18 protein-coding genes are annotated in these 19,659 nt (G+C 62.4%); 8 read left to right on the top strand and 10 right to left on the bottom strand.

Translation table 11 applies throughout. The features are described 5' to 3' along the window. The first annotated feature begins 210 nt into the window (after positions 1 to 210). From ACE3SE_RS13095 to ACE3SE_RS13085, 3 genes are all read left to right on the top strand, one after another. Entirely contained in the window at positions 211 to 1,491 is a 1,281-nt protein-coding gene (locus ACE3SE_RS13095; RefSeq protein WP_374555858.1) for a flavin-containing monooxygenase, read from the top strand. Positions 1,492 to 1,561: 70 nt separating this feature from the next. Further along, positions 1,562 to 1,984, top strand: a complete 423-nt coding sequence (locus ACE3SE_RS13090; protein WP_045848302.1) for a RidA family protein — start codon at positions 1,562 to 1,564, stop codon at positions 1,982 to 1,984. Beyond that, a complete protein-coding gene (locus ACE3SE_RS13085) occupies positions 1,981 to 2,652 on the top strand; it encodes a DUF1028 domain-containing protein (RefSeq protein WP_374555856.1) in 672 nt (223 codons plus the stop codon). Before ACE3SE_RS13090 ends, ACE3SE_RS13085 begins: the two co-directional genes overlap by 4 nt. A gap of 54 nt (positions 2,653 to 2,706) precedes the next feature. Here ACE3SE_RS13085 and ACE3SE_RS13080 read toward each other — a convergent pair whose 3' ends face one another. The 3 genes from ACE3SE_RS13080 to ACE3SE_RS13070 all read right to left on the bottom strand — a co-directional run bounded on the left by ACE3SE_RS13080 (position 2,707) and on the right by ACE3SE_RS13070 (position 5,542). Beyond that, a complete protein-coding gene (locus ACE3SE_RS13080; RefSeq protein WP_374555855.1) occupies positions 2,707 to 3,489 on the bottom strand; it encodes a transporter substrate-binding domain-containing protein in 783 nt (260 codons plus the stop codon). An 80-nt stretch (positions 3,490 to 3,569) separates the two neighbouring features. Further along, positions 3,570 to 4,379, bottom strand: coding sequence for a carbon-nitrogen hydrolase family protein (locus tag ACE3SE_RS13075; RefSeq protein ID WP_374555853.1), 810 nt, complete (start codon positions 4,377 to 4,379; stop codon positions 3,570 to 3,572). Continuing rightward, positions 4,376 to 5,542 carry a methionine aminotransferase gene (locus ACE3SE_RS13070; RefSeq protein ID WP_062787138.1) on the bottom strand — a complete coding sequence of 389 codons (1,167 nt, stop codon included), beginning with the start codon at positions 5,540 to 5,542 and terminating at the stop codon, positions 4,376 to 4,378. The genes ACE3SE_RS13075 and ACE3SE_RS13070 overlap by 4 nt, the downstream gene beginning before the upstream one ends. Before the next feature lie 113 nt (positions 5,543 to 5,655). On the opposite strand from ACE3SE_RS13070, the gene ACE3SE_RS13065 reads away from it, so the two are divergent. Next, on the top strand, positions 5,656 to 6,573 hold the full coding sequence (locus ACE3SE_RS13065; RefSeq protein WP_374555850.1) for a LysR substrate-binding domain-containing protein: 918 nt from the start codon (positions 5,656 to 5,658) through the stop codon (positions 6,571 to 6,573). Positions 6,574 to 6,625: 52 nt separating this feature from the next. Here the strand turns inward: ACE3SE_RS13065 and ACE3SE_RS13060 are convergent, their stop codons facing one another. Together ACE3SE_RS13060 and ACE3SE_RS13055 are read right to left on the bottom strand one after the other, a co-directional pair. After that, positions 6,626 to 7,081: a single-stranded DNA-binding protein gene (locus ACE3SE_RS13060; RefSeq protein WP_045848297.1), complete on the bottom strand. Its 456-nt coding sequence runs from the start codon at positions 7,079 to 7,081 to the stop codon at positions 6,626 to 6,628. A 90-nt stretch (positions 7,082 to 7,171) separates the two neighbouring features. After that, the gene (locus tag ACE3SE_RS13055; RefSeq protein ID WP_374555848.1) at positions 7,172 to 8,536 is read right to left on the bottom strand and encodes an MFS transporter; all 1,365 of its coding nucleotides are present in this window, start codon (positions 8,534 to 8,536) and stop codon (positions 7,172 to 7,174) included. A 180-nt stretch (positions 8,537 to 8,716) separates the two neighbouring features. Here ACE3SE_RS13055 and uvrA point away from each other — a divergent pair, with 180 nt between their 5' ends. The 3 genes from uvrA to ACE3SE_RS13040 all read left to right on the top strand — a co-directional run bounded on the left by uvrA (position 8,717) and on the right by ACE3SE_RS13040 (position 12,629). Next, positions 8,717 to 11,545: an excinuclease ABC subunit UvrA gene (gene uvrA, locus ACE3SE_RS13050; protein WP_045848295.1), complete on the top strand. Its 2,829-nt coding sequence runs from the start codon at positions 8,717 to 8,719 to the stop codon at positions 11,543 to 11,545. Between the two features lie 128 nt (positions 11,546 to 11,673). Continuing rightward, on the top strand, positions 11,674 to 12,117 hold the full coding sequence (locus ACE3SE_RS13045; protein ID WP_374555845.1) for a VOC family protein: 444 nt from the start codon (positions 11,674 to 11,676) through the stop codon (positions 12,115 to 12,117). Positions 12,118 to 12,428: 311 nt separating this feature from the next. Continuing rightward, the gene (locus tag ACE3SE_RS13040) at positions 12,429 to 12,629 is read left to right on the top strand and encodes a hypothetical protein (protein ID WP_045848293.1); all 201 of its coding nucleotides are present in this window, start codon (positions 12,429 to 12,431) and stop codon (positions 12,627 to 12,629) included. Positions 12,630 to 12,707: 78 nt separating this feature from the next. Here ACE3SE_RS13040 and ACE3SE_RS13035 read toward each other — a convergent pair whose 3' ends face one another. The 5 genes from ACE3SE_RS13035 to ACE3SE_RS13015 all read right to left on the bottom strand — a co-directional run bounded on the left by ACE3SE_RS13035 (position 12,708) and on the right by ACE3SE_RS13015 (position 18,282). Next, positions 12,708 to 13,820, bottom strand: a complete 1,113-nt coding sequence (locus tag ACE3SE_RS13035) for a class II histone deacetylase (protein WP_374555843.1) — start codon at positions 13,818 to 13,820, stop codon at positions 12,708 to 12,710. Positions 13,821 to 13,836: 16 nt separating this feature from the next. Continuing rightward, positions 13,837 to 15,018 (bottom strand): MFS transporter, encoded by a 1,182-nt coding sequence (locus ACE3SE_RS13030; protein ID WP_374555841.1) that lies wholly within the window; start codon positions 15,016 to 15,018, stop codon positions 13,837 to 13,839. A 58-nt stretch (positions 15,019 to 15,076) separates the two neighbouring features. Continuing rightward, entirely contained in the window at positions 15,077 to 15,961 is an 885-nt protein-coding gene (locus tag ACE3SE_RS13025) for a transporter (RefSeq protein WP_374555839.1), read from the bottom strand. 123 nt (positions 15,962 to 16,084) lie between these two features. Further along, positions 16,085 to 17,062 carry a response regulator transcription factor gene (locus ACE3SE_RS13020; RefSeq protein WP_374555837.1) on the bottom strand — a complete coding sequence of 326 codons (978 nt, stop codon included), beginning with the start codon at positions 17,060 to 17,062 and terminating at the stop codon, positions 16,085 to 16,087. Between the two features lie 323 nt (positions 17,063 to 17,385). Next, positions 17,386 to 18,282, bottom strand: a complete 897-nt coding sequence (locus tag ACE3SE_RS13015; RefSeq protein ID WP_374555835.1) for a LysR family transcriptional regulator — start codon at positions 18,280 to 18,282, stop codon at positions 17,386 to 17,388. A gap of 101 nt (positions 18,283 to 18,383) precedes the next feature. Between ACE3SE_RS13015 and ACE3SE_RS13010 the strand changes: the two genes are divergently transcribed. Further along, a complete protein-coding gene (locus ACE3SE_RS13010; RefSeq protein WP_374555833.1) occupies positions 18,384 to 19,652 on the top strand; it encodes an MFS transporter in 1,269 nt (422 codons plus the stop codon). Positions 19,653 to 19,659 lie beyond the last annotated feature (7 nt).

Here is a 19,659-nt window from a genome sequence, read left to right as displayed (position 1 = left end):
AAAATAAACATATTTTCGGTATTTACCGGCCTTCCCTAGACTGCAGTGGTCAGCCAGCGCAGCCATGTGGTGCCACAGGCTGCCTGACCTGCCGCAATACGTGGCCATGTACAGCGCCCGCTGCGGCACTGCCTGAACAGGCAGGCCCCCACGCCACCCTCGTTTGCGGTGTTCGGGGGCATTTCACAGGGAAGGGAAGTGACGATGGTGATGGAAAAAACCGATACGCTGGTGATTGGCGCGGGCCAGGCCGGCATTGCCCTGAGCGAACACCTGAGCAAGCTGGATGTGCCGCATCTGGTGCTGGAGCGCCAACGCATTGCCGAGCGCTGGCGCTCGGAACGCTGGGATTCGCTGGTATGCAACGGCCCGGCCTGGCACGACCGCTTTCCCGGCCTGGATTTTGATGATGTCGCGCCGGATGCCTTTGCCGGCAAGGAGCGGGTGGCGGACTATCTGGAAGCCTACGCCCGCAAATTCCACGCCCCCATCCGCACCGGCGTGGAAGTGCTCAAGGTGGTGCGCAATGCCGGACGCCCGGGCTTTACTGTGGAAACCTCGGCCGGGGTGATAGAAGCCAATCGCGTGGTGGCTGCCACCGGCCCCTTCCAGCAGCCGCTGATTCCGCAACTCATTCCGGCTGAAAGCCCGGTGAAGCAAATGCACTCGGCCGCATACCGCAACCCGCAGCAATTGCCGCCCGGTGCGGTACTGGTGGTGGGTTCGGGCTCGTCCGGTGTGCAGATTGCCGACGAGCTGCAGCGCGCAGGCCGCCAGGTGTATCTGTCGGTCGGCCCGCACGACAGGCCGCCGCGCCGTTACCGCGAACGGGACTTCTGCTGGTGGCTGGGGGTGCTGGGGGAGTGGGACGCCCAGAAAGTGAAGCCGGGGCGTGAGCACGTCACCATTGCGGTGAGCGGCGCACGTGGTGGACATACCGTGGATTTTCGCCGGCTGGCCGAGCAGGGCATCACCTTGCTGGGCATGACCCGCTCTTGCGAAAACGGCGTAATGCAGTTTCAGCCGGACCTGGCGGAAAACATTGCCCGTGGCGATGAAAACTACCTGGGGCTGCTGGACGCTGCCGATGCCTATATTGCGCAGAACGGGCTGGACCTGCCGCCAGAGCCGCAAGCGCGGCAACTGCCGCCGGACCCGGCCTGCGTGCGGGAACCCATCCTGTCGCTGGACCTGGCTGCCAGCGGAGTTGGCACCGTGATCTGGGCTACCGGTTTTGCCGTGGATTACCGCTGGCTGCAAGTGAATGCCTTTGACGAAAAGGGCAAGCCCAGCCATCAGCGTGGCATTTCCAGCGAGCCGGGCGTGTATTTCCTGGGCCTGCCCTGGCTGTCGCGGCGTGGCTCCAGCTTTATCTGGGGGGTATGGCATGACGCCAAGTTCATTGCCGACCACATTGCCACCCAGCGCAAATACCAGGCCTATCACGCCAGTACTCCCGCCACCGCAGCGCCGCTGCGTGAAAAGGTTTGAATTACAGGCAGGCGACTTCCATAACGGCGGCGGCATGACCGCCACCCCACACACAGCAATGAGGTGAAACATGGTTCACAAACGCATTCGTCCGTTCAATACTCGCGATACCTACCCGGAACAAAAGCTGGACAACGACCTGTGCCAGGCCGTGGTGGCGGGCAATATGGTGTTCCTGCGCGGCCAGATCGGTCAGGACCTGGATACCCGCGAGTCGGTCGGCATTGGCGATGTCACCGCCCAGGCGGAAAAGGCCATGGCCAATGTGAAGATGCTGCTGGAGGAATCCGGCAGCCATCTGGACCACGTATGCAAGATCGTCATCTACCTGGTGGATACCCGCTATCGCGAGGCGGTGTACCAGGTAGTGGGGCGCTGGCTCAAGGGGGTGTATCCGGTGTCCACCGGGCTGGTGATTTCCGCCCTGGCACGGCCTGAATGGCTGGTGGAAATCGACATCACCGCGGTGATTCCGGAAGGCTATCAGCCATGACTTTTTCCATCGCCGCACGTTGTCCGCAAACCGGCATGCTGGGGGTGGCGGCGGCTTCATCCAGCATCGCCGTGGCCAGCCGCTGCTGTCATGTGGCAGCCGGGGTGGGCGCGGTGATGAGCCAGAATGTCACCAACCCTGCCCTGGGGCCCAAGGCGCTGGCCTTGATGGCAACAGGGGAGTGTGGCCGCAGCCTGTGCCAGGCGCTGGCACTGGCGGATGGCAATCTGGCCTGGCGTCAGCTGCTGCTGGTGCCGGCACAGGGGGAAATTGCCACCTTCAGCGGTCAGCATGCGCTGGGTGTGTTTGCCACGGCGCAGGGGGAACACTGCGCTGCCGGTGGCAATATCCTGGCCGATGCCAGCTTGCCCGCGCGCATGGTGGAGGCTTTCGAGCAAAGTCGCGGCCATCTGGCCGACCGCCTGCTGGCTGCCATGCAGGCAGCCGTGGATGCCGGGGGGGAAGTTGGCCCCATCCATGCTGCCGGACTCAAGCTGGTGTGGACGCAAAGCTGGCCGGTGGTGGACCTGCGGGTGGACTGGAGCGATGGTGAACCGGTAACGGAGCTGCAGCAGCTGTGGCAGCGTTATCAGCCGCAAATGCAGGACTACATCACCCGCGCCGAAGCGCCGGATCAGGCCCCCGGCTACGGCGTGCCGGGGGTGTAGCGCAAGCTGCAGAAGACAGTGCCGCCCTGCTTACAGCAGAGGCGGCATGTGGTCTTATTTCACTGATACATCAATGCCTTCACCCAGGTATTTGGCGGCCAGCGCCTTCACCTTGCCGCTGGCTTGCAGGCGGGCAATGGCGGCGTCCAGTTTCTTGCGCAGTTCCACGTCGTCCTTGCGCAGGCCAAAGGCAATGCCGCTGCCCAGAATCTTGTCGTCATGCACGGCGCCGACAAACTGGAAGTCCTTGCCATCCGGGCGGGTGAGGAAGCCTTTCTGTCCCGCCGGGGCCATCACCAGCGTGGCATCCAGCCGGCCGGTTGCCATATCGGCGTAAACCTGGTTCTGGTCCTGATAGGACACCACGCGCACCCCGGCAGATTCCCAGTGGCTGCGGGCATAGGTTTCCTGGATCGACCCTTGCAACACGCCCATGCTCTTGCCTTGCAGCTTGTCGGCTGCGGTGGTGATGCCACTGCCTTTGCGGGCGATCACCATGCTGGGCACCCGGTAGATGATGCTGGTGAAGGCAATGCTCTTGCGACGCTGCTCGGTGGCATTCATGGCGGAGTTGATGGCGTCGAATTTCTTACCTTGCAGTGCCGGAATCAGCCCGTCAAAGGCATTTTCCACCCAGCTGCATTTGAGATGGGCTTCGGCACAGACAGCCTTGCCCAGTTCCACATCCAGCCCTTGCAACTCGCCGCTGGCCGATTTGTATTCAAACGGCGGGTATTGCGCTTCGATACCGTAACGCAGGGTGGATTCCGCCATGGCCGGCAGGGCAAAGCTGCCGGCTGCCAGGATGGCCGTCATCATCAGGGTGTGCTGTTTCATCTGTTTTCCTTTGATTGTTGGTGCCATGCAGTCTGTCACTCAGCCCTGTACCGGGCTGTTGGTATTGCTGGTTGATGTATTCACAAACGGCGGTGTTGCAGGGCGGGCAGGCGTGCTCGCCACGCGGTTTGTCCGGACAGGTCAAGCCGGGCCAGCGCCATGCCTTCGCCTTCTTCATGGCAGGCCAGCACCTGTCCCCATGGGTCGACAATCATGCTGTGGCCATAGGTTTCCTTGCCGCCGGGGTGGCGACCGCACTGGGCCGGGGCAATGACGAAGGCCAGGTTTTCCACTGCCCGTGTGCGCAGCAGCAAGTCCCAGTGCGCCTGGCCTGTGGTCAGGGTGAAGGCGGCAGGGGCGCTGATCAGGCCCGGTGCCGGTGGCTGGCGATACAGTTCAGGAAAGCGCAGGTCGTAGCACACTGACAGCCGCAGGCTGCCCCATGGCGTGTCGGCGCTGATGGGCTGGTCCCCGGCCTGCATGGTGTCTGCCTCGGCATAGTATTCGTCGCCATGCCGGAAACCGAACAGATGCATCTTGTCATAGCGCGCCGTGCATTGGCCGTCGGGGGAGAACAGCAGGCTGCTGTTGTGAAAATGTGCGGTATCGCCACTTTGCAGTGGCAGGGTGCCGGCCAGCAGCCAGATGCCATGTTGGCGGGCCAGGCTGGCCATCTGCGCTTGCAGCGGGCCACTGCCAAACGCCTCGGCCAGCGGCAGTCGTGCCCGCTCGTCGGCCGGCATCAGGTAGAAATATTCGGGCAGCGCCACGAAACGGGCAGCAGCCTGTGCCGCCTCTCCGACCAATTGTGCCGCCCGGGCCAGATTGTGTTGCAAATCGTCACCCGAGCACATCTGGATGGCGGCAGCCAGTAGTGTGTCTGCCATCATGCTGCTCCGATTTCGCACAGCCGGGCGGCACCGGCCAGCAAGGTGGCATCATCCTTGGCAAATGACAGGCGTATCACGCGCTGGTCGGTGCCGTCGCGGTAGAAGGCCGATACCGGAATGGTGGCCACACCGTGGCGGGTGATCAGCCCTTGGACGAATTCGCTGTCGCTCTCATCCGACAGATGAGCAAAACTGGCCAGCATGAAAAAGCTGCCCTGGCTGGGGAGCAGTTGCAAGGGGCTGTCGGCCAGCGCAGCGCACAGCAGATCGCGCTTGCGCTGGTAAAAGGCGGACAGGCCGAGGTAGTGTTCCGGCTCGGCCAGGATGCGGGCCAGCGCGTGTTGCATCGGGGTGTCGGCGGCAAACATGGCGAACTGGTGCACCTTGCGGATTTCCTCCATCAGGGCCTGTGGTGCCAGGCAGCAGCCCACCCGCCAGCCGGTGACGTGGTAAGTCTTGCCAAAGGAAGTCACCACCACCGAGCGGGCCGCCAGTGCCGGGTATCGGCTCATGCTGTGGTGCAATGCGCCGTCAAACACCACGTGCTCGTACACCTCATCCGACAGGATCACGATATCGCTGCCTTCGGTCAGCGCTTGCAGGCGTGCAGCATCAGCGGCTGACAGCGTGGTGCCGGTGGGGTTGTGCGGGGTGTTCAGGATCAGCATGCGGGTACGCGGGCTGATGCGTGCGGCAACTTCGTCCCAGGGAATGGAAAAGTGGGGCGCGGCCAGTTTGATCACCACCGGTGTGGCGCCTTGCAGTTCAATCATCGGGATATAGCTGTCAAAGGCCGGTTCGAACACGATGACCTCGTCCCCGGCATGCACCAGCGCATTGACTGCACAGAACAAGGCTTCGCTGGCGCTGGCCATGATGGTGACTTCATGCTCGCTGTCATAACGACAGCCATACAGGGCTTCGGTCTTGGCGCTGATGGCCTCGCGCAAGGCGGGCAGGCCGGTCATCGGCGCGTACTGGTTGTGCCCGGCCTGCATGGCTTCGCTGGCGTAGCGCAGCAATGCTTCACTACAGGGGAAATTGGGAGCGCCCTGTGACAGGTTGATGGCCTGGTGCTGTGCGGCAAGCTGGCCGATCACGCTGAAAATGGTGGTGCCGACATGCGGCAGGCGCGAGCGGGCTGTGACGGGTGAATGCAGCATGGTGTTGGACCGGTGATGGTGGGGTGACGCTATTCAACGGCTTTGTCAGCCATGACACAAACGATTAATCGGCATGTTATAAATGAGAAAAACTCAGTCATGGAATGCCGGACATGCCCAGAAAAACCTTGCCCTTGTATGCCTTGTCGGTATTCGAGGTGGCTGCGCGCCACCAAAGCTTTACCCATGCGGCCAATGAGTTGTTCATCACCCAGGGCGCGGTCAGCAAGCAGATTGCCCAACTGGAAGACAGCCTGGGTTATCCGCTGTTTCACCGCTATGCGCGCAGCTTGCGCCTGACGGCACAGGGCAGTTTGCTGCTGGGCTATGTGCAGCGTGGTTTCAAGGTGATTTCCCAGGGGGTGGATGCAGCCGCCAGCCTTGCCGCACCCTTGTGCATCAAGGCACCCAGCTGTGTGGTGCGCTGGCTGCTGCCGGTGCTGCAGCAGTTTTCGCGTGAGGCACCGGAATGGCCGGTGCAACTGGCTGGCGTACATGAGCATGCAGTCAGCTTTGCCCGCGAGGATGTTGATCTGGCCATTGTCTACAAGCCACAAAAAGCCATTGCGGGGAATGAGACACTGCTGCTGGTCGAGCAGCTTACCCCGGTGATTGCCCCGCAATTGCTGGCCAAAACCGGCCAGCCGCTGCAGCAGGTGGCGGACTTGCAGCACTATCCTCTGCTCCATCCCTCGCATGACCGGCGCGACTGGCGGCAATGGCTGGCCAGCCGCGGCGCAGCGACGCTGGAATATCGTGGCGGCACCGTGTTCGACACGCTGGATCAGGCGATGAATGCTGCCTTGCAAGGCTATGGCGTGACGCTGGGTGATGTGAGCCTGTTGCGGCAGGAGCTGGCAGATGGGCTGCTGTTGGCACCATATGGCCCGCCGTGGAGCAATGGCTACGCCTATGCACTGGCGCTGCGGCCTGATGAAAAACGCCCCGGTGTGCTGGCGCTGCACGCTTTCCTGCTGGATCAGATGAGGGCAGTACCCATGCCGGACAGCATGGCCGACGAACGCGGGTAGTAAAAAAGCCAGATCTGCTGATCTGGCTTTTGCTTTGGCACTTTATCTCGCCTCAGAACGGAATGTCGTCGTCCATGTCATCCAGCTTCGGTGCCGGTTTGGCTTCCATGCGGCGCGGGGCGGCGGGTGCGGCTGCCGGGCGGGACTGGGCTGCCGGTTCGCCGTAGGCGTAGTTGTCGTCCATGGACGAGCCGCCTTCGCGCTTGCCGCCTTGCAGGCTCAGCTCGTTCACGCGCACATCCGGCGACAGCTGTTTCTGGCCTTCCTTGTTCTGCCATTCGCGCAGGGTGAGCTGGCCGTATACGGTGACTTGCTGGCCCTTGCTCAGGAAGTTTTTCAGCGATTCGCCGCGCTTGCCCCATACCTGGCAGCTGAACCAGTTGGTGGTCTTGCGCTCGCCAAAGCCGATGTCGCTGGCCACGCGGAAGCTCAGCACCGGTTCGCCGCTCGGGGTGTAGCGCAGTTCGGCGTCTGCCGCCAGGCGTCCGTCAAAAGTGATGCTGTTCATGTGGATCTCCGATTCGATTCGATAATGCTGCGCCGGTCTTGGCCGACGCATGATTGCAGGGTGAGGTGCGTCCTGGCAATGGCCGCACCGTCAGGAATAAGTGGCTTCAACCAGCTGTTTCACGGTGTTTTCGTCCCAGCCTTGCTGGGAGACTTTGAGGTAGGCCACCCGGTCTTCCATCACCACCACCGCTTCGCTGACGCCGGCGAGGGCTGATAGCTGCTGTGATAGCTGTTGCGGGTTGCCTTGCCAGTCCTCGCCAATGTGGAACATTACCGAGCGTACTGCCTGTGGTGCCTGCATGCTGAAGGATGCCAGCAGCCAGCTGGCCATCAGCACGCTGGTAAAGCCGAACACACCGGCCGGGCCGAAATGGGTGTACAGCCAGCCACCGGCGGCGGCACCCATGAACAGGCCAAAAGACTGGGCCGTATTATACACACCGATGGCCGTCCCTTTGGCATCGGCCGGGGCAATTTTTGAAATCAGCGAGGGCAGGGTGGCTTCCAGGATATTGAAGGCGATGAAATACAGGCCCAGCCACATCACGATCTGCCAGAAGCTGTCCAGCGCCAGTGCCATGCCCAGCTGGGCGGCAGTCATGATGGCGATGGCACCGATGAATACCTGCTTGAGCCGGGCTTTTTTCTCGCCATAGATGATGGCGGGCACCATCAGGATGAAGCCGATGACGGTAACCGGCAGGTACACCTCCCAGTGGTGGGCCTTGTCCAGGCCTGCGGTCTTGATCAGGGCAAACGGAATGGTGACGAACATGGCCATTTGCGCGGCATGCAGCGCAAAAATACCGTAGTTCAGGCGCAGCAGTTGCGGGTTTTTCAGTACCGCCGGCAGGCGTTTGGTATTGGCTTCGGTATCCGAGTGAAAGCGCGAGATGGCCGGGTCGGGGATGATCAGCCACACGCCGACCAGCGCGGCCAGCGACAGCGCGCCGGTGAGCGCGAAAATGCCGTTGACGCCGATGTACTGCGCCAGCACCGGCCCCAGCACCAGGCTGACGGCAAAGGTGGTACCGATGCTCATGCCTATCATGGCCATGGCGCGGGTGCGGTTCTCTTCGCGGGTGAGGTCGGCCAAGAGGGCGGTGATGGCGGCGGAGATGGCACCGGAACCCTGGATCACGCGGCCGATGGTGAGGGTGACAATATCGTGCGCGCCGGCGGCCACGAAGCTGCCGATGGCAAACAGCAGCAGCCCGCCGTAAATCACCTTCTTGCGGCCGATGCGGTCGGACAGCATGCCCAGCGGCAGTTGCAGCAGCGCCTGGGTGAGGCCGTAGCTGCCCAGTGCCAGGCCAATCAGGGTGTGGTTATCGGCCCCGTGCAGGGTTTGCGCGTAAATGGCAAACACCGGCAGGATCAGGAACATGCCCAGCATGCGCAGGGCGTAAATACCAGCCAGCCCTAGGCTGGCGCGCAGTTCAAGCGAATTCATGTGTGTTGTCGTTATCGATTCAGGAGTCAGGCTATCAACGCCGCCGACGGCCAGCGGTTTACCTTGCGGGCCATTGTCCTGCGCTGCCTTTTTTGCTGCAGCGCATACTTTGGTGGAGCGGCGGTCGCCAAGTCGGGTATATTATCAGGTTCCCCGACCGACTGAGTAACGCTCTCACACATGGACACCATCCGCATTCGTGGCGCTCGGACGCACAATCTGAAAAACGTCAATCTGGATTTGCCGCGCAACCAGTTGATCGTCATCACCGGCCTGTCCGGTTCCGGCAAGTCCTCTCTGGCTTTTGACACCCTGTATGCCGAGGGCCAGCGCCGCTATGTAGAGAGCCTGTCGGCCTATGCGCGGCAGTTCCTGCAATTGATGGAAAAGCCGGATGTCGACCTGATCGAAGGCCTGTCGCCTGCCATTTCCATCGAACAAAAAGCCACCAGTCACAACCCGCGCTCCACCGTGGGTACTGTCACGGAAATCCACGACTACCTGCGCCTCTTGTTTGCCCGCGTGGGCGAGCCGCACTGCCCGGAACACGGCGTGCCGCTGGCATCGCAAACGGTCAGCCAGATGGTGGACCATGTACTGGCGCTGCCGGAAGAAACCCGGGTGATGATCCTGGCCCCGGTGATTGTCGGTCGCAAGGGTGAAAACCTCGACCTGTTCGACGACCTGCGCGCCCAGGGTTTCATCCGCGTCCGGGTGGATGGCGAAGTGTATGAAATCGACAGCCTGCCCAAGCTGGACAAGAACAAGAAGCACACCATCGAGGTGGTGATCGACCGCCTGAAAGTGCGCGAGGACATGAAGCAGCGGCTGGCGGAAAGCTTTGAAACCGCCTTGCGCCATGCCGAAGGCCGCGCCATTGCGGTGGAGATGGATAGCGGCCAGGAACACTGGTTCTCGGCCAAGTTTGCCTGCCCGGTATGCAGCTACAGCCTGCCGGAACTGGAACCGCGCCTGTTCTCCTTCAACAACCCCATGGGCGCCTGCCCCAAGTGTGATGGCTTGGGCGAAATCACCTTCTTCGATCCCAAGCGCGTGGTGGCCCACCCGGAGCTGACCCTGGCCGCCGGTGCCATCAAGGGCTGGGACAAGCGCAACCAGTTTTACTTCCAGATGCTGCTGGCGCTGGGCGAGCATTACGGTTTTTCGCCCACCGAGCTGGCCTTTGAAGACCTGCCGGAAAAAGTGCGCCATGTGGTGCTGCACGGTTCCGGGCGCGACAGCATCGAATTTGTCTACATGTCGGAGAAGGGCACCCGCTTTACCCGCGCCCATCCGTTTGAGGGCATCATCCCCAATCTGGAACGTCGCTACCGCGAAACTGACTCCAGCGCGGTGCGCGAGGAGCTGGCCAAGTACCAGAACAACCAGCCCTGCCCGCACTGCCAGGGCTCGCGCCTGCGGCTTGAGGCACGCCACGTGTTCATCGGCGGCCAGACGCTGCACCAGCTTAACCAGCTGCCGCTGAAAGAAACCGCAGCCTTCTTTGCCCAGCTGGAATTCAGCGGTCAGAAGCAGGCGGTGGCGGAGAAAATCGTCAAGGAAATCAGCGAGCGGGTGTCCTTCCTCAATAATGTGGGTCTGGATTACCTCAACCTGTCACGTTCCGCCGATACCCTGTCAGGTGGCGAGGCACAGCGTATCCGTCTGGCCAGCCAGATCGGTTCCGGCCTGACCGGGGTGATGTATGTGCTGGACGAGCCGTCCATCGGCCTGCACCAGCGTGATAACGACCGCCTGCTGGCCACGCTGATGCGCCTGCGCGACATCGGCAACAGCGTGATTGTGGTGGAGCACGACGAAGACGCCATCCGCGCCGCCGATTACCTGGTGGATATGGGCCCCGGTGCCGGCGAACACGGTGGCGAAGTGCTGGTGGCCGGCACGCCGGCTGATGTGGCAGCCAATGAAAATTCGGTGACCGGTGCCTTCCTGTCCGGCCGCCGCCGCATCAACTGGCCGGGCGAGCGCCGCGCAGTCAACCCGGAGCGGGTGCTGAAGCTGCATGGAGCCACCGGCAATAATCTGAAGAATGTTTCGCTGGAACTGCCGCTGGGCATGCTGGCCTGCATTACCGGCGTGTCCGGTTCCGGCAAGTCCACCCTGATCAACGATACCCTGTACAAGATTGCCGCGCGCGACCTGAACGGCGCCAGCGAAGAACCGGCACCGTACGACAGCATTGAAGGGCTGGAGCTGCTGGACAAGGTGATCAACGTCGACCAGAGCCCGATCGGCCGCACCCCGCGTTCCAATCCGGCCACCTATACCGGCCTGTTCACCCCCATCCGTGAACTGTTTGCCGGGGTGCCGCTGTCGCGTGAACGTGGCTACGGGCCGGGCCGCTTCAGCTTCAACGTCAAGGGCGGCCGCTGCGAAGCCTGCCAGGGCGACGGGGTGATCAAGGTGGAGATGCACTTCCTGCCGGACATCTACGTGCCGTGCGACGTGTGCCACGGCAAGCGCTACAACCGCGAAACGCTGGAAGTGCAGTACAAGGGCAAAAACGTTTACGAAGTGCTGGACATGACGGTGGAGCAGGCGCTGGAGTTCTTCAGCGTGGTACCGGCAGTGGCCCGCAAGCTGAAAACACTGATGGACGTGGGCCTCGGCTACATCCGCCTGGGGCAGAGCGCCACCACGCTGTCCGGTGGCGAAGCGCAACGGGTGAAGCTGGGGCTGGAACTGTCCAAGCGTGACACCGGCCGCACTTTGTATATTCTGGATGAACCCACCACCGGCCTGCACTTCCACGATATCGACCTGTTGCTGCAAGTGCTGCACCGCCTGCGTGAAAACGGCAACACCGTGGTGGTGATCGAGCACAATCTGGACGTGATCAAGACCGCCGACTGGCTGATCGACCTCGGCCCGGAAGGCGGTGCGGGTGGTGGCCAGATCATTGCCACCGGCACGCCGGAACAGGTGGCGGATAATCCGGTCAGCCATACCGGGCGTTATCTCAAGCCCCTGCTGCAACCGCGCACCTGAGCGCGGCACGCGCAGCGCAGTACCAAGCCGCGGCGGGCAGCCAATGCCATTTTTGCCGGCTGCGGCAAACACCGTAGAATGTGCACGCGCCACTGGCTGGCGCGTCACCCACACCCGATGAGGATGCAATGCTATCGCTTGGCAAGATTGACCATATCCATATCCGTGTCACCGATCTGGCAAAGGCGCAGGGCTGGTACCAGCGTGTACTGAACCTGGCACCGGACAGCCGCTACAAGCACATGCAGAGCGGGCCGCACGGCGTCGTGATGCTGATGAACAGCAATGGTTCGGTGCGTCTGGCCATTTCCCAGGAAGACAAGCCGGTTTGTGAGCCCGGTTCGGTGGCCTTTCTGGTAAGCGGGCAGGATTTCCTGGAGTGGATAGACCAGCTGGCCGGCGAGCGGGTGATCGACCGCGCTGGCCAGACCGTGGCGCGAGATTCCGTGGTGGATCACCAGTTTTTCTGTTCCATCAGTTTTGTCGACCCGTTCGGCAACCCGTTCGAGATCGTCAGCTACGACCATACCTGGCTTGCTGGCAAGCTCAAGCTGGCCAGTAAACCGGCCTGACCGGCTGCTTGCTACCGCATTGGCTACCAACCCGCTACGGCGGGTTTTTTCATGCCTGCCGTGCTGGAAAATACTTTCAAATCAGGAAACTGGGTGAGGTGATGCCGGAGTGTCGTCAATTGGCGACTCAAAAAGTGCTGCTATTTCAATAACTTGGGTAATTTCTTGCCATGCTGGTCGCTCATTGCCGACAACCGGCATGGTCCGGCTTGGTGTTATTTGGTGCAAGTCATTGTTTTTAAATGACAATGCCTGGCTGGCATGGTGTTTGCAAAAACAGGCTTGTCTTCCAACCACATTGAAAGAAGCTCATGCATAAGAAATTGCTTGTTGTGGCCATGCTTTCCCTGCCCCCGGCCAGCCTGGGATTGATCAATCTGGTGTTTGCCGCCACGCCCGCGCCGCAGACACAGACAGAGCAGCCAGAGGCTTCGGCACCACAAGGCAATCTGCCTGATGCAGCACCGGAGCAGGGCAGCAGCATGCCGCAGCCCGCCGGACAACAGCAGTAAAGCTGCCACGCCGGGTTTGAACCGGTGACGTGACAAGGCCCGCCATTGGCGGGCCTTGTGCATGGTCATTTCCGCCTGCTACAGCCCGTGCAGTCTGGCCATCTCATCCAGCAACTGGCGCTGCAATTGCAACATGGCCGCGCAGGGCTGTTGCTGGCGGATGAAGTCCAGCAGCGGGTCGACTACTTCGCTGCCAAGGCCCGACAGGGCTTCGATGCTGGCGAGGCCGCAGAATGGCACATAGGCTTCGGAATAGCCGCCTTCGTGCATCAGCACCAGCTTGCCGGCGCAGTGCTGCCCGGCAAAGCTGCGCAGCAGGCTGGTCATCTGGCGGAAGGTGTCACTGTGGGCCAGCATGCGCGCCAGCGGGTCTACTGCATTGGCGTCATAACCGCAGGCGACAATGATCAGCTGCGGCTGATAGCGCTCCAGCGCCGGCAGCACGATACGCTGCATGGCGTACAGATAGGCATCGTGACCACTGCCCGGTAACAGCGGGATATTGATATTGGCTCCCAGCCCGGCCCCTTCACCCCGGTCTTCGCTGCCGTTGTAGCCCGGCGGGAAGCAGCCATCCTGATGAATCGACATGGTGAGGACGTCCGGGCGCTGGTAGTAGATGGCCTGGGTGCCGTTGCCGTGGTGCACGTCCCAGTCCAGCACCGCCACCCGTTCTATGCCGTAGCGCGTCTTGGCCGCTTCGATGGCAACGGCAATATTGGACAGGAAGCAAAAGCCCATGGCGGCATCCGGCAGGCAGTGGTGGCCGGGCGGGCGCGTCAGCACATAGGCATTGGCCACCTCGCCGCGCCAAACCGCATCCACCGCGGCGATGGCAAGGCCGGCAGACAGGCAGGCAATGTTGTAGCTGCCGGGTCCGACTGGTGCTTGAGGGCCGAGTTCGCCGCCTCCGGCATCGCTGATGCGTTTGAATTCATCCAGATAGGCTGCGCCATGTACCCGCAGCAGGTCTTCACGGCTGGCCGGCTCGGCAGTGCATTGGCGCAGCTGACGGCTGATGCCGGCCACATCCAACAGGTTTTTCAGGCGGCGCTTGGTTTCCGGCGATTCGGCATGGCCGGCGGCGGCTGGCGGCTGCACCCAGCCTCCCACCGGCAGTGTCAGTGCATGCAGGCCTGCGCTGTGCCACATGCACAGTTCATCAAAATAAAAGGCGGTAGCGGATGTCATGGCATCTCCTTGGGTTTCAGGCGTGGGCAGGGATGGAGCGGGGGGCTTGCAGTGCCAGCAACAGGGCCAGCGACAGGGCGGCTACCAGGGTGGCCAGCAGCAGCAAGACATGCAGGCTGCCGCCATTGGCGGCGATCAGCTGACCGGCCAGCGCGGGGCCGATGGCCAGGCCACCACCGATGACCAGATTGGTGGCATTCATCAGCTTGCCGCTGTGGTCGATGTCGGCCAGTGTGGCCAGGATGAAGGGCAGGATGAAGGTCCAGCTGAACTTGAACAGTAGTGCAGCGGTGGCAAAGCGCGTCAGTGCCGGGTTGTGCAGCAACAGCAGCATGGCTGCCATCATCATGGCAAAGCCGGCCAGCAAGAGTCGGGAGCGTGGCAGGCGGCGGCCAATCAGCGAGGCGCTGCCAGCACCGGCCACGCCCAGCAAGGTGGCAATGGCGAAGATATTGCCGCTTTGCTGCGGCTCAATGCCGGATTGCACGGCGATCTGGCCGACAAAGGTCCATACCCCGCTCAGGCTGATGTAAAACGCCAGTGTGGCGATGATGCCCAGTGCGGCACGCCCCCGGCGTGGGCCAGAGGTGGACACAGTGCGCGCTGGCGTGACTTCCTGCAGGCGCTGGGGAAAACAGCGTGCCAGCGGTGCACACAGAGCCATCAGGAAGGCCAGCCCCACATAACAGGCGGCAATGCCGAAGCGGGCAAACAAGGATGGCATCGCCACCAGCCCCACGGCCCCCAAGGCCAACTGGCCCATCACCCACAAGCCATAAACGCGGTCGCGGTTGGGCAGGGTGGCGGCAGCGGACAGGCACAGAATCATCAGCGAGCCACCCGCCAGCGCACTGACAAAACGCAGGCCCAGCAGCAGCGGATAGCTGACGGTAGTGGCCGACAGCAGGTTGGCTGCGATGAAGACTGCCACCGCCAGCCAGGCGGCGTTGCGCCAGTTGACGCGCGGCAGCCAGAAAAATGCCGGCAGGGTGGCCAGGCTCATGGCACCCAGTTCGGCGGAGAACAGCTTGCCGATATCCACCGGCCCCAGTTGCAGCTGGCTGGCCAACTGGCTGGCGACGGCGGGGGCCATCATCAGCACGGCAGGGACGATGGCGGCAAAACCGACAATGGCGGCCATGGCCGGACGCGCATGGTGTGCTGGTGCGGCGGGCTTGGCGCTGGATAGCGTGTTCATGGTTTTTCCTCTGTAGCGGGTGATCCGTCGGGCGGATGTTCTTGTCGGCTTGGTCAACTCAGAAAACATGTACCAGACGCAACATGGCCTGGCTGCTGTCAAAGCTGTTGGTGGTGTGGACATTGCGCGCCAGCATCAGCATCAGCTGGTCTTGCTTGCCGAGCCAGTGGCCCAGTTCGACGCCCAGCTGCGTACTGTTCTGTCGCGTGTCAGGCAGGTCCTGTCCGTTCAGGCGCAAGGCCCCGCCACGGGTGTGGTACAGCCGCAGTGCGCCGTAGGTAGCCGGCGTGAAGTCATAGGAGGCAAAGGCCTGCAGCCGGTACAGTGGCTGCTGTTTCAGGCTGTTGCCGAGATAGTTGTCGTTGTTGCCGTAGAACTGGGCTTCCAGCGAGGCTTCCAGTACCCAGCTTTTGCCTACGCCGTGGGTGTAGTTGTAGAGAAAGGTGGCACCCCAGCGGTTTGCTCCGGCGGAAACATCCGGGTGCCTGGCATCGTAGCTGCCTGCCGGCAGGGTGATCAGGGTCAGCAGGCCGCTGTACTCGCGCTTGTCCGGCTGGTTGATGAAGAACAGTGTGCCGCCCACTTGTGGGTCGCCGATGCCACTGTCCTGCTGGCTGGTCTGGCTGGTCTGGCTGCCGGGCAGGGTGGCTTTGATGTGAGCGGCCGGGATGATGAACTGCGGCGTGCACAGGGTGCCGCAGATATCGGAAAACCATAGCTGGCGCCAGGCCAGGGCCTCCACGTTCAGCCGGGCCTGCTGGTCCTTGCCGCTGGCGGAGTGAAAGCTGTCGGCCCAGGTGACGGGCAGGTAGAGCACGCCCAGCGAGGTGCCGACCGGTGCGCTGAAAAAGTCGCGGGCATTGGTATCGGCAGCATGGCCGGGCAGGCTGACCAGCAGCAGGCTGGCCGCCAGAGCGGTCAAAACAGGGCGAAACGGGGTCATGGTTTGTTCCTTTGGGTGGGTGGACGAAAAAACCTGGACGCAACTGTCCCTGCCAGCCATGGCGGACCATGGCAGCTTCGGTAGCTTCAGGGACGTAGGGGTGGAGTCAGCAGGCTGGAAAGATCAGCCGAATGGCGCTTGCTGGTGCAAGAGATGGGCGATGCCTGCCTTGCCCTTGATGCCCAGCTTGGCGTAGATGGCGCGAATGTGATGGCGCACGGTATGCGGCGACATGCCCAGCCTGCGTGCGATGTCCTTGTAGGTGAGTCCTTCGCCGAACAGGCGCGCGACATCGGTTTCGCGGCTGGAAAGCTGCTCCATCGCGCAGCGGTAGCGCGCGGTCAGCAGGTAGAGGTCGCTGATGCGGCGCGCCTCGATATTGAGCCTGTCACCGTCATGTCCTTGCGGTGACAGGCCTGCGGGCAAGGCCGGGCCAGTCCATTGTGGCCACTCGGTCAGCAGCAGGTCGACAAAGCCGGGCTCGGCACAGTGCAGGGTGCCGTGCTGGTCGCACACTGCCATGGCCAGCCGCGGCCCACTCATGGTTTCGCGCAGCGCCTGCAGGGTGCGGATCTGGTTGACGGCCATGCTGGAGGCCAGGTGCGGCATCAGGCAGGACAGCAACAGGCAGTCGGCGGCAGTAAAGCGTGGTGCGCCGGGGCGACGGTACAGCGCCAGATGGTCGCTCAGCTGGGTGACCGGGTCGATGTGGATCACACACAGCAATTCGCCAATGTCGTGGCGCTGGCCCAGCCATTGCAGTTGTGGCGGTGCATCGTCTCCCTGCATGTCCACCACCACGGCCAGGCCTGGCCGGGCATGCACGCGCGTCACGGTAATGTCGTGCTGGCGGATGGATTTCCAGTCGTCGATGTAGTGGTCCGGCAGGCCAAACAGAAAGGAACTGTGCTCGTGCGGGCCATCCGCCGCCTGGGCGGCGCGGCCCCACCAGGCCTTGTCGAAGTGCAGTTGCGGGCGCAGGCACTCCAGCACGGTGTGGTGAAAGCGCTCCAGCGACTCCTCGCGCGCCAGGCGATAAATCTCCAGCAAGATGGCGCTGAACATGGCCAGATCGGGCTGATGGTCTGATGGCTGCTGCATGTGTTCTCCTCTGTATGGCGTGCGGTGGCTGCGTGGCCTGCCGTCTGTCCTGCAGGGCGGCTGACAAAATGGCAAAGCGTCCCTGTGGCAAGGCGCGCCGACGCAGGCAGTACAGGCAGTACGGCAAGGCGGCGCAACGCAGTGGCAGGGTTTTTGTCAGTCGCTCTTATTGTGGAGCCAGTGTCATGCAGCTATCAGGCGCTGACCATCCTGCAAATGAGGGATGGGCTGGCGTCGGCGGAAAATCCGGGCTGTTGCCATGAAAAATCCGCCATTTTTGCCAATTCTGGATAGACAAAACGCAACAACCCGCCAGTTGGTGCCTAGCTGGCAGGGATTTCGTCCCACAAGTGAGCGATGAAGCCGGCCACCAGCGGCGAGCTGTCGCCCTCGCGGGTGGCAATGCCCATGGCAAGATACGCGCCCTCGTCGGTCAGCGGGATATAGCGCACGCCCGGCAGCTGCACGCAGTTCAGCGGCGAGGGCAGGATGGCGATGCCAAGGCCGGCCGCCACCAGGCCCACCTGGGTGGTGGCCTCGCCCGCTTCCTGCGTGATGCGCGGCTCGAAGCCCTTGGCCTCGCACAGCTGGCGGATGACCGTGTGCAGGCCGGTGCCGGCGCTGCGCGGATAGCTGATCATGCCCTCGTCGCGCAATTGCCCCAGCGACAGGCTGGGCTCACCTGCCAGCGGGTGGTTGCTGTTGATTACCACCAGCAACGGGTCGCGCCGCAGCTCCTGCACCACTATCCGGTCTGCCGGAGACAGGCCGTTGAAACGCACGAAGCCGACATCGATATCCTGCTGCTGCAAGGCGGAAAACTGGTCGGTGGTGAACATTTCGCGCAAGGTCAGCCGTACTGCCGGGTAGTGCTGGCGATAGGCATGCAGCGCGGCGGGCAGGATGGGGGTAAGCGGCAGGGAGGAGGTAAAGCCGATGCGCAGCTCGCCCACCTCACCGCGCGCGGCGCGTCTGGCCTGTTCGGCGGCCTCTTCGGTATCGGCCAGAATGCGCCTGGCGCGTTGCAGAAATTGCTGACCGGCGGCGGTGAGTTCCACCTTGCGCTTTTCCCGCAGAAACAAGGCCACGCCCAGCTCGGCTTCCAGTGCCTGGATTTGCTGGGACAAGGGCGGCTGGGCGATGTGCAGGCGCTCGGCAGCGCGGGTGAAGTGCAGTTCTTCGGCAACCGTGACGAAGTAACGCAGGTGGCGCAGTTCCATATTGATACTTTTAAAGTATTAATAATTGAATAAAGATATATTGGACTACTGTTTTGTCAAGGACTAAGCTCGAATCCTGTATCACTGCTACCGGTTTCATCATGCCTCCCGATTCTGCTTCCTGTGCTGCTACGCTACATGCAGGCCCTGCTTCTGCACAGGAGAACACCATTTCCCCCAGCGCCCGCCTGCAAGCCGGTTCGCCCGCCTTTCGTGCCACTGCACGTGCCATGTTTGTCGGCGGCTTCTGCACCTTTTCCATGCTGTACAGCATGCAGCCGCTGATGCCGATGTTTGCGCAAGACTTTGCCCTGAGCCCGGCTGCCGCCAGCAGCGTGCTGTCGGTGCCCACCACCGGCCTTGCGCTGGCGCTGATTCCGGCCAGCTTTCTGGCGGACAAGGTGGGGCGCAAGCCGGTGATGAATATCGCACTGAGCCTGGCTGCGCTGCTGATGCTGCTGGCGGCCTTTGCGCCCGGCTTTCAGCAGTTTCTCTACCTGCGTGCCATTTTCGGTGTGGTGCTGGCCGGTTTGCCTGCCGTGGCCATGGCCTATCTGAGCGAAGAGGTGGAGCCCTTGTCACTGGGCCATTCCATCGGCCTGTATATCGCCGGTAATGCGCTGGGCGGCATGAGCGGGCGCTTTCTGGCCGCGGTGATTGCCGACCACTTTGGCTGGCGTGCCGCAGTACTGTCACTGGCTGTGCTGGGGATTGCCGGTGCCATCGAGTTCTGGCGCAGCCTGCCGGATTCGCGCCACTTCAAGCCGGTGCCATTGAACCTGGCCGAACTGCGGCGCGATGTGGGCAGCCATTTTGCCGATGGCGGCCTGCCCTGGTTGTTCCTGTCCGCCTTCCTGTTCATGGGCTGCTTTGTCAGCCTGTACAACTATCTGGGTTTCCGCTTGCTGGCCGCACCGTTCAACCTGAGCCACAGCGTGCTGGGTTTTGTGTTCTCGCTGTACATGGTGGGTATCTGGGCCTCTGCCTGGGTAGGGCGCATGGCCGACCGCTTTGGCCGCCGCAACATGTTGTGGCTGATGGTGGTGCTGATGGCCGCCGGGCTGGTGTGCACGCTGGCAGATTCGCTGTGGCTGATGGTGCCGGGCATTGCGCTGTTTACCTTCGGCTTTTTCGGTGGCCATTCGGTGGCCAGCAGCTGGATTGGCCGTCGTGCGCAACGCGGCAAGGCGCTGGCCTCGGCGTTTTACCTCACCGCCTATTATCTGGGTTCCAGTGTGGTGGGTTCCTTCTCCGGCCTGCTATGGGGCATGGGCAAATGGAATGGCGTGGCGGCGATGATTGCGCTGGGCTTGCTGGCCCTGCTGTTGATTGCCCTGCGGCTGCGCAAGCTGGAACCGCTGGCGGTTTAGTTTTTCA

The sequence above is a fragment of the Aquitalea pelogenes genome (assembly GCF_041914625.1).
Taxonomy (GTDB): Bacteria; Pseudomonadota; Gammaproteobacteria; order Burkholderiales; family Chromobacteriaceae; genus Aquitalea; species Aquitalea pelogenes.
Note: the sequence above shows the minus strand (reverse complement) of the source record. Positions and strands in the feature narration are given on the sequence as shown.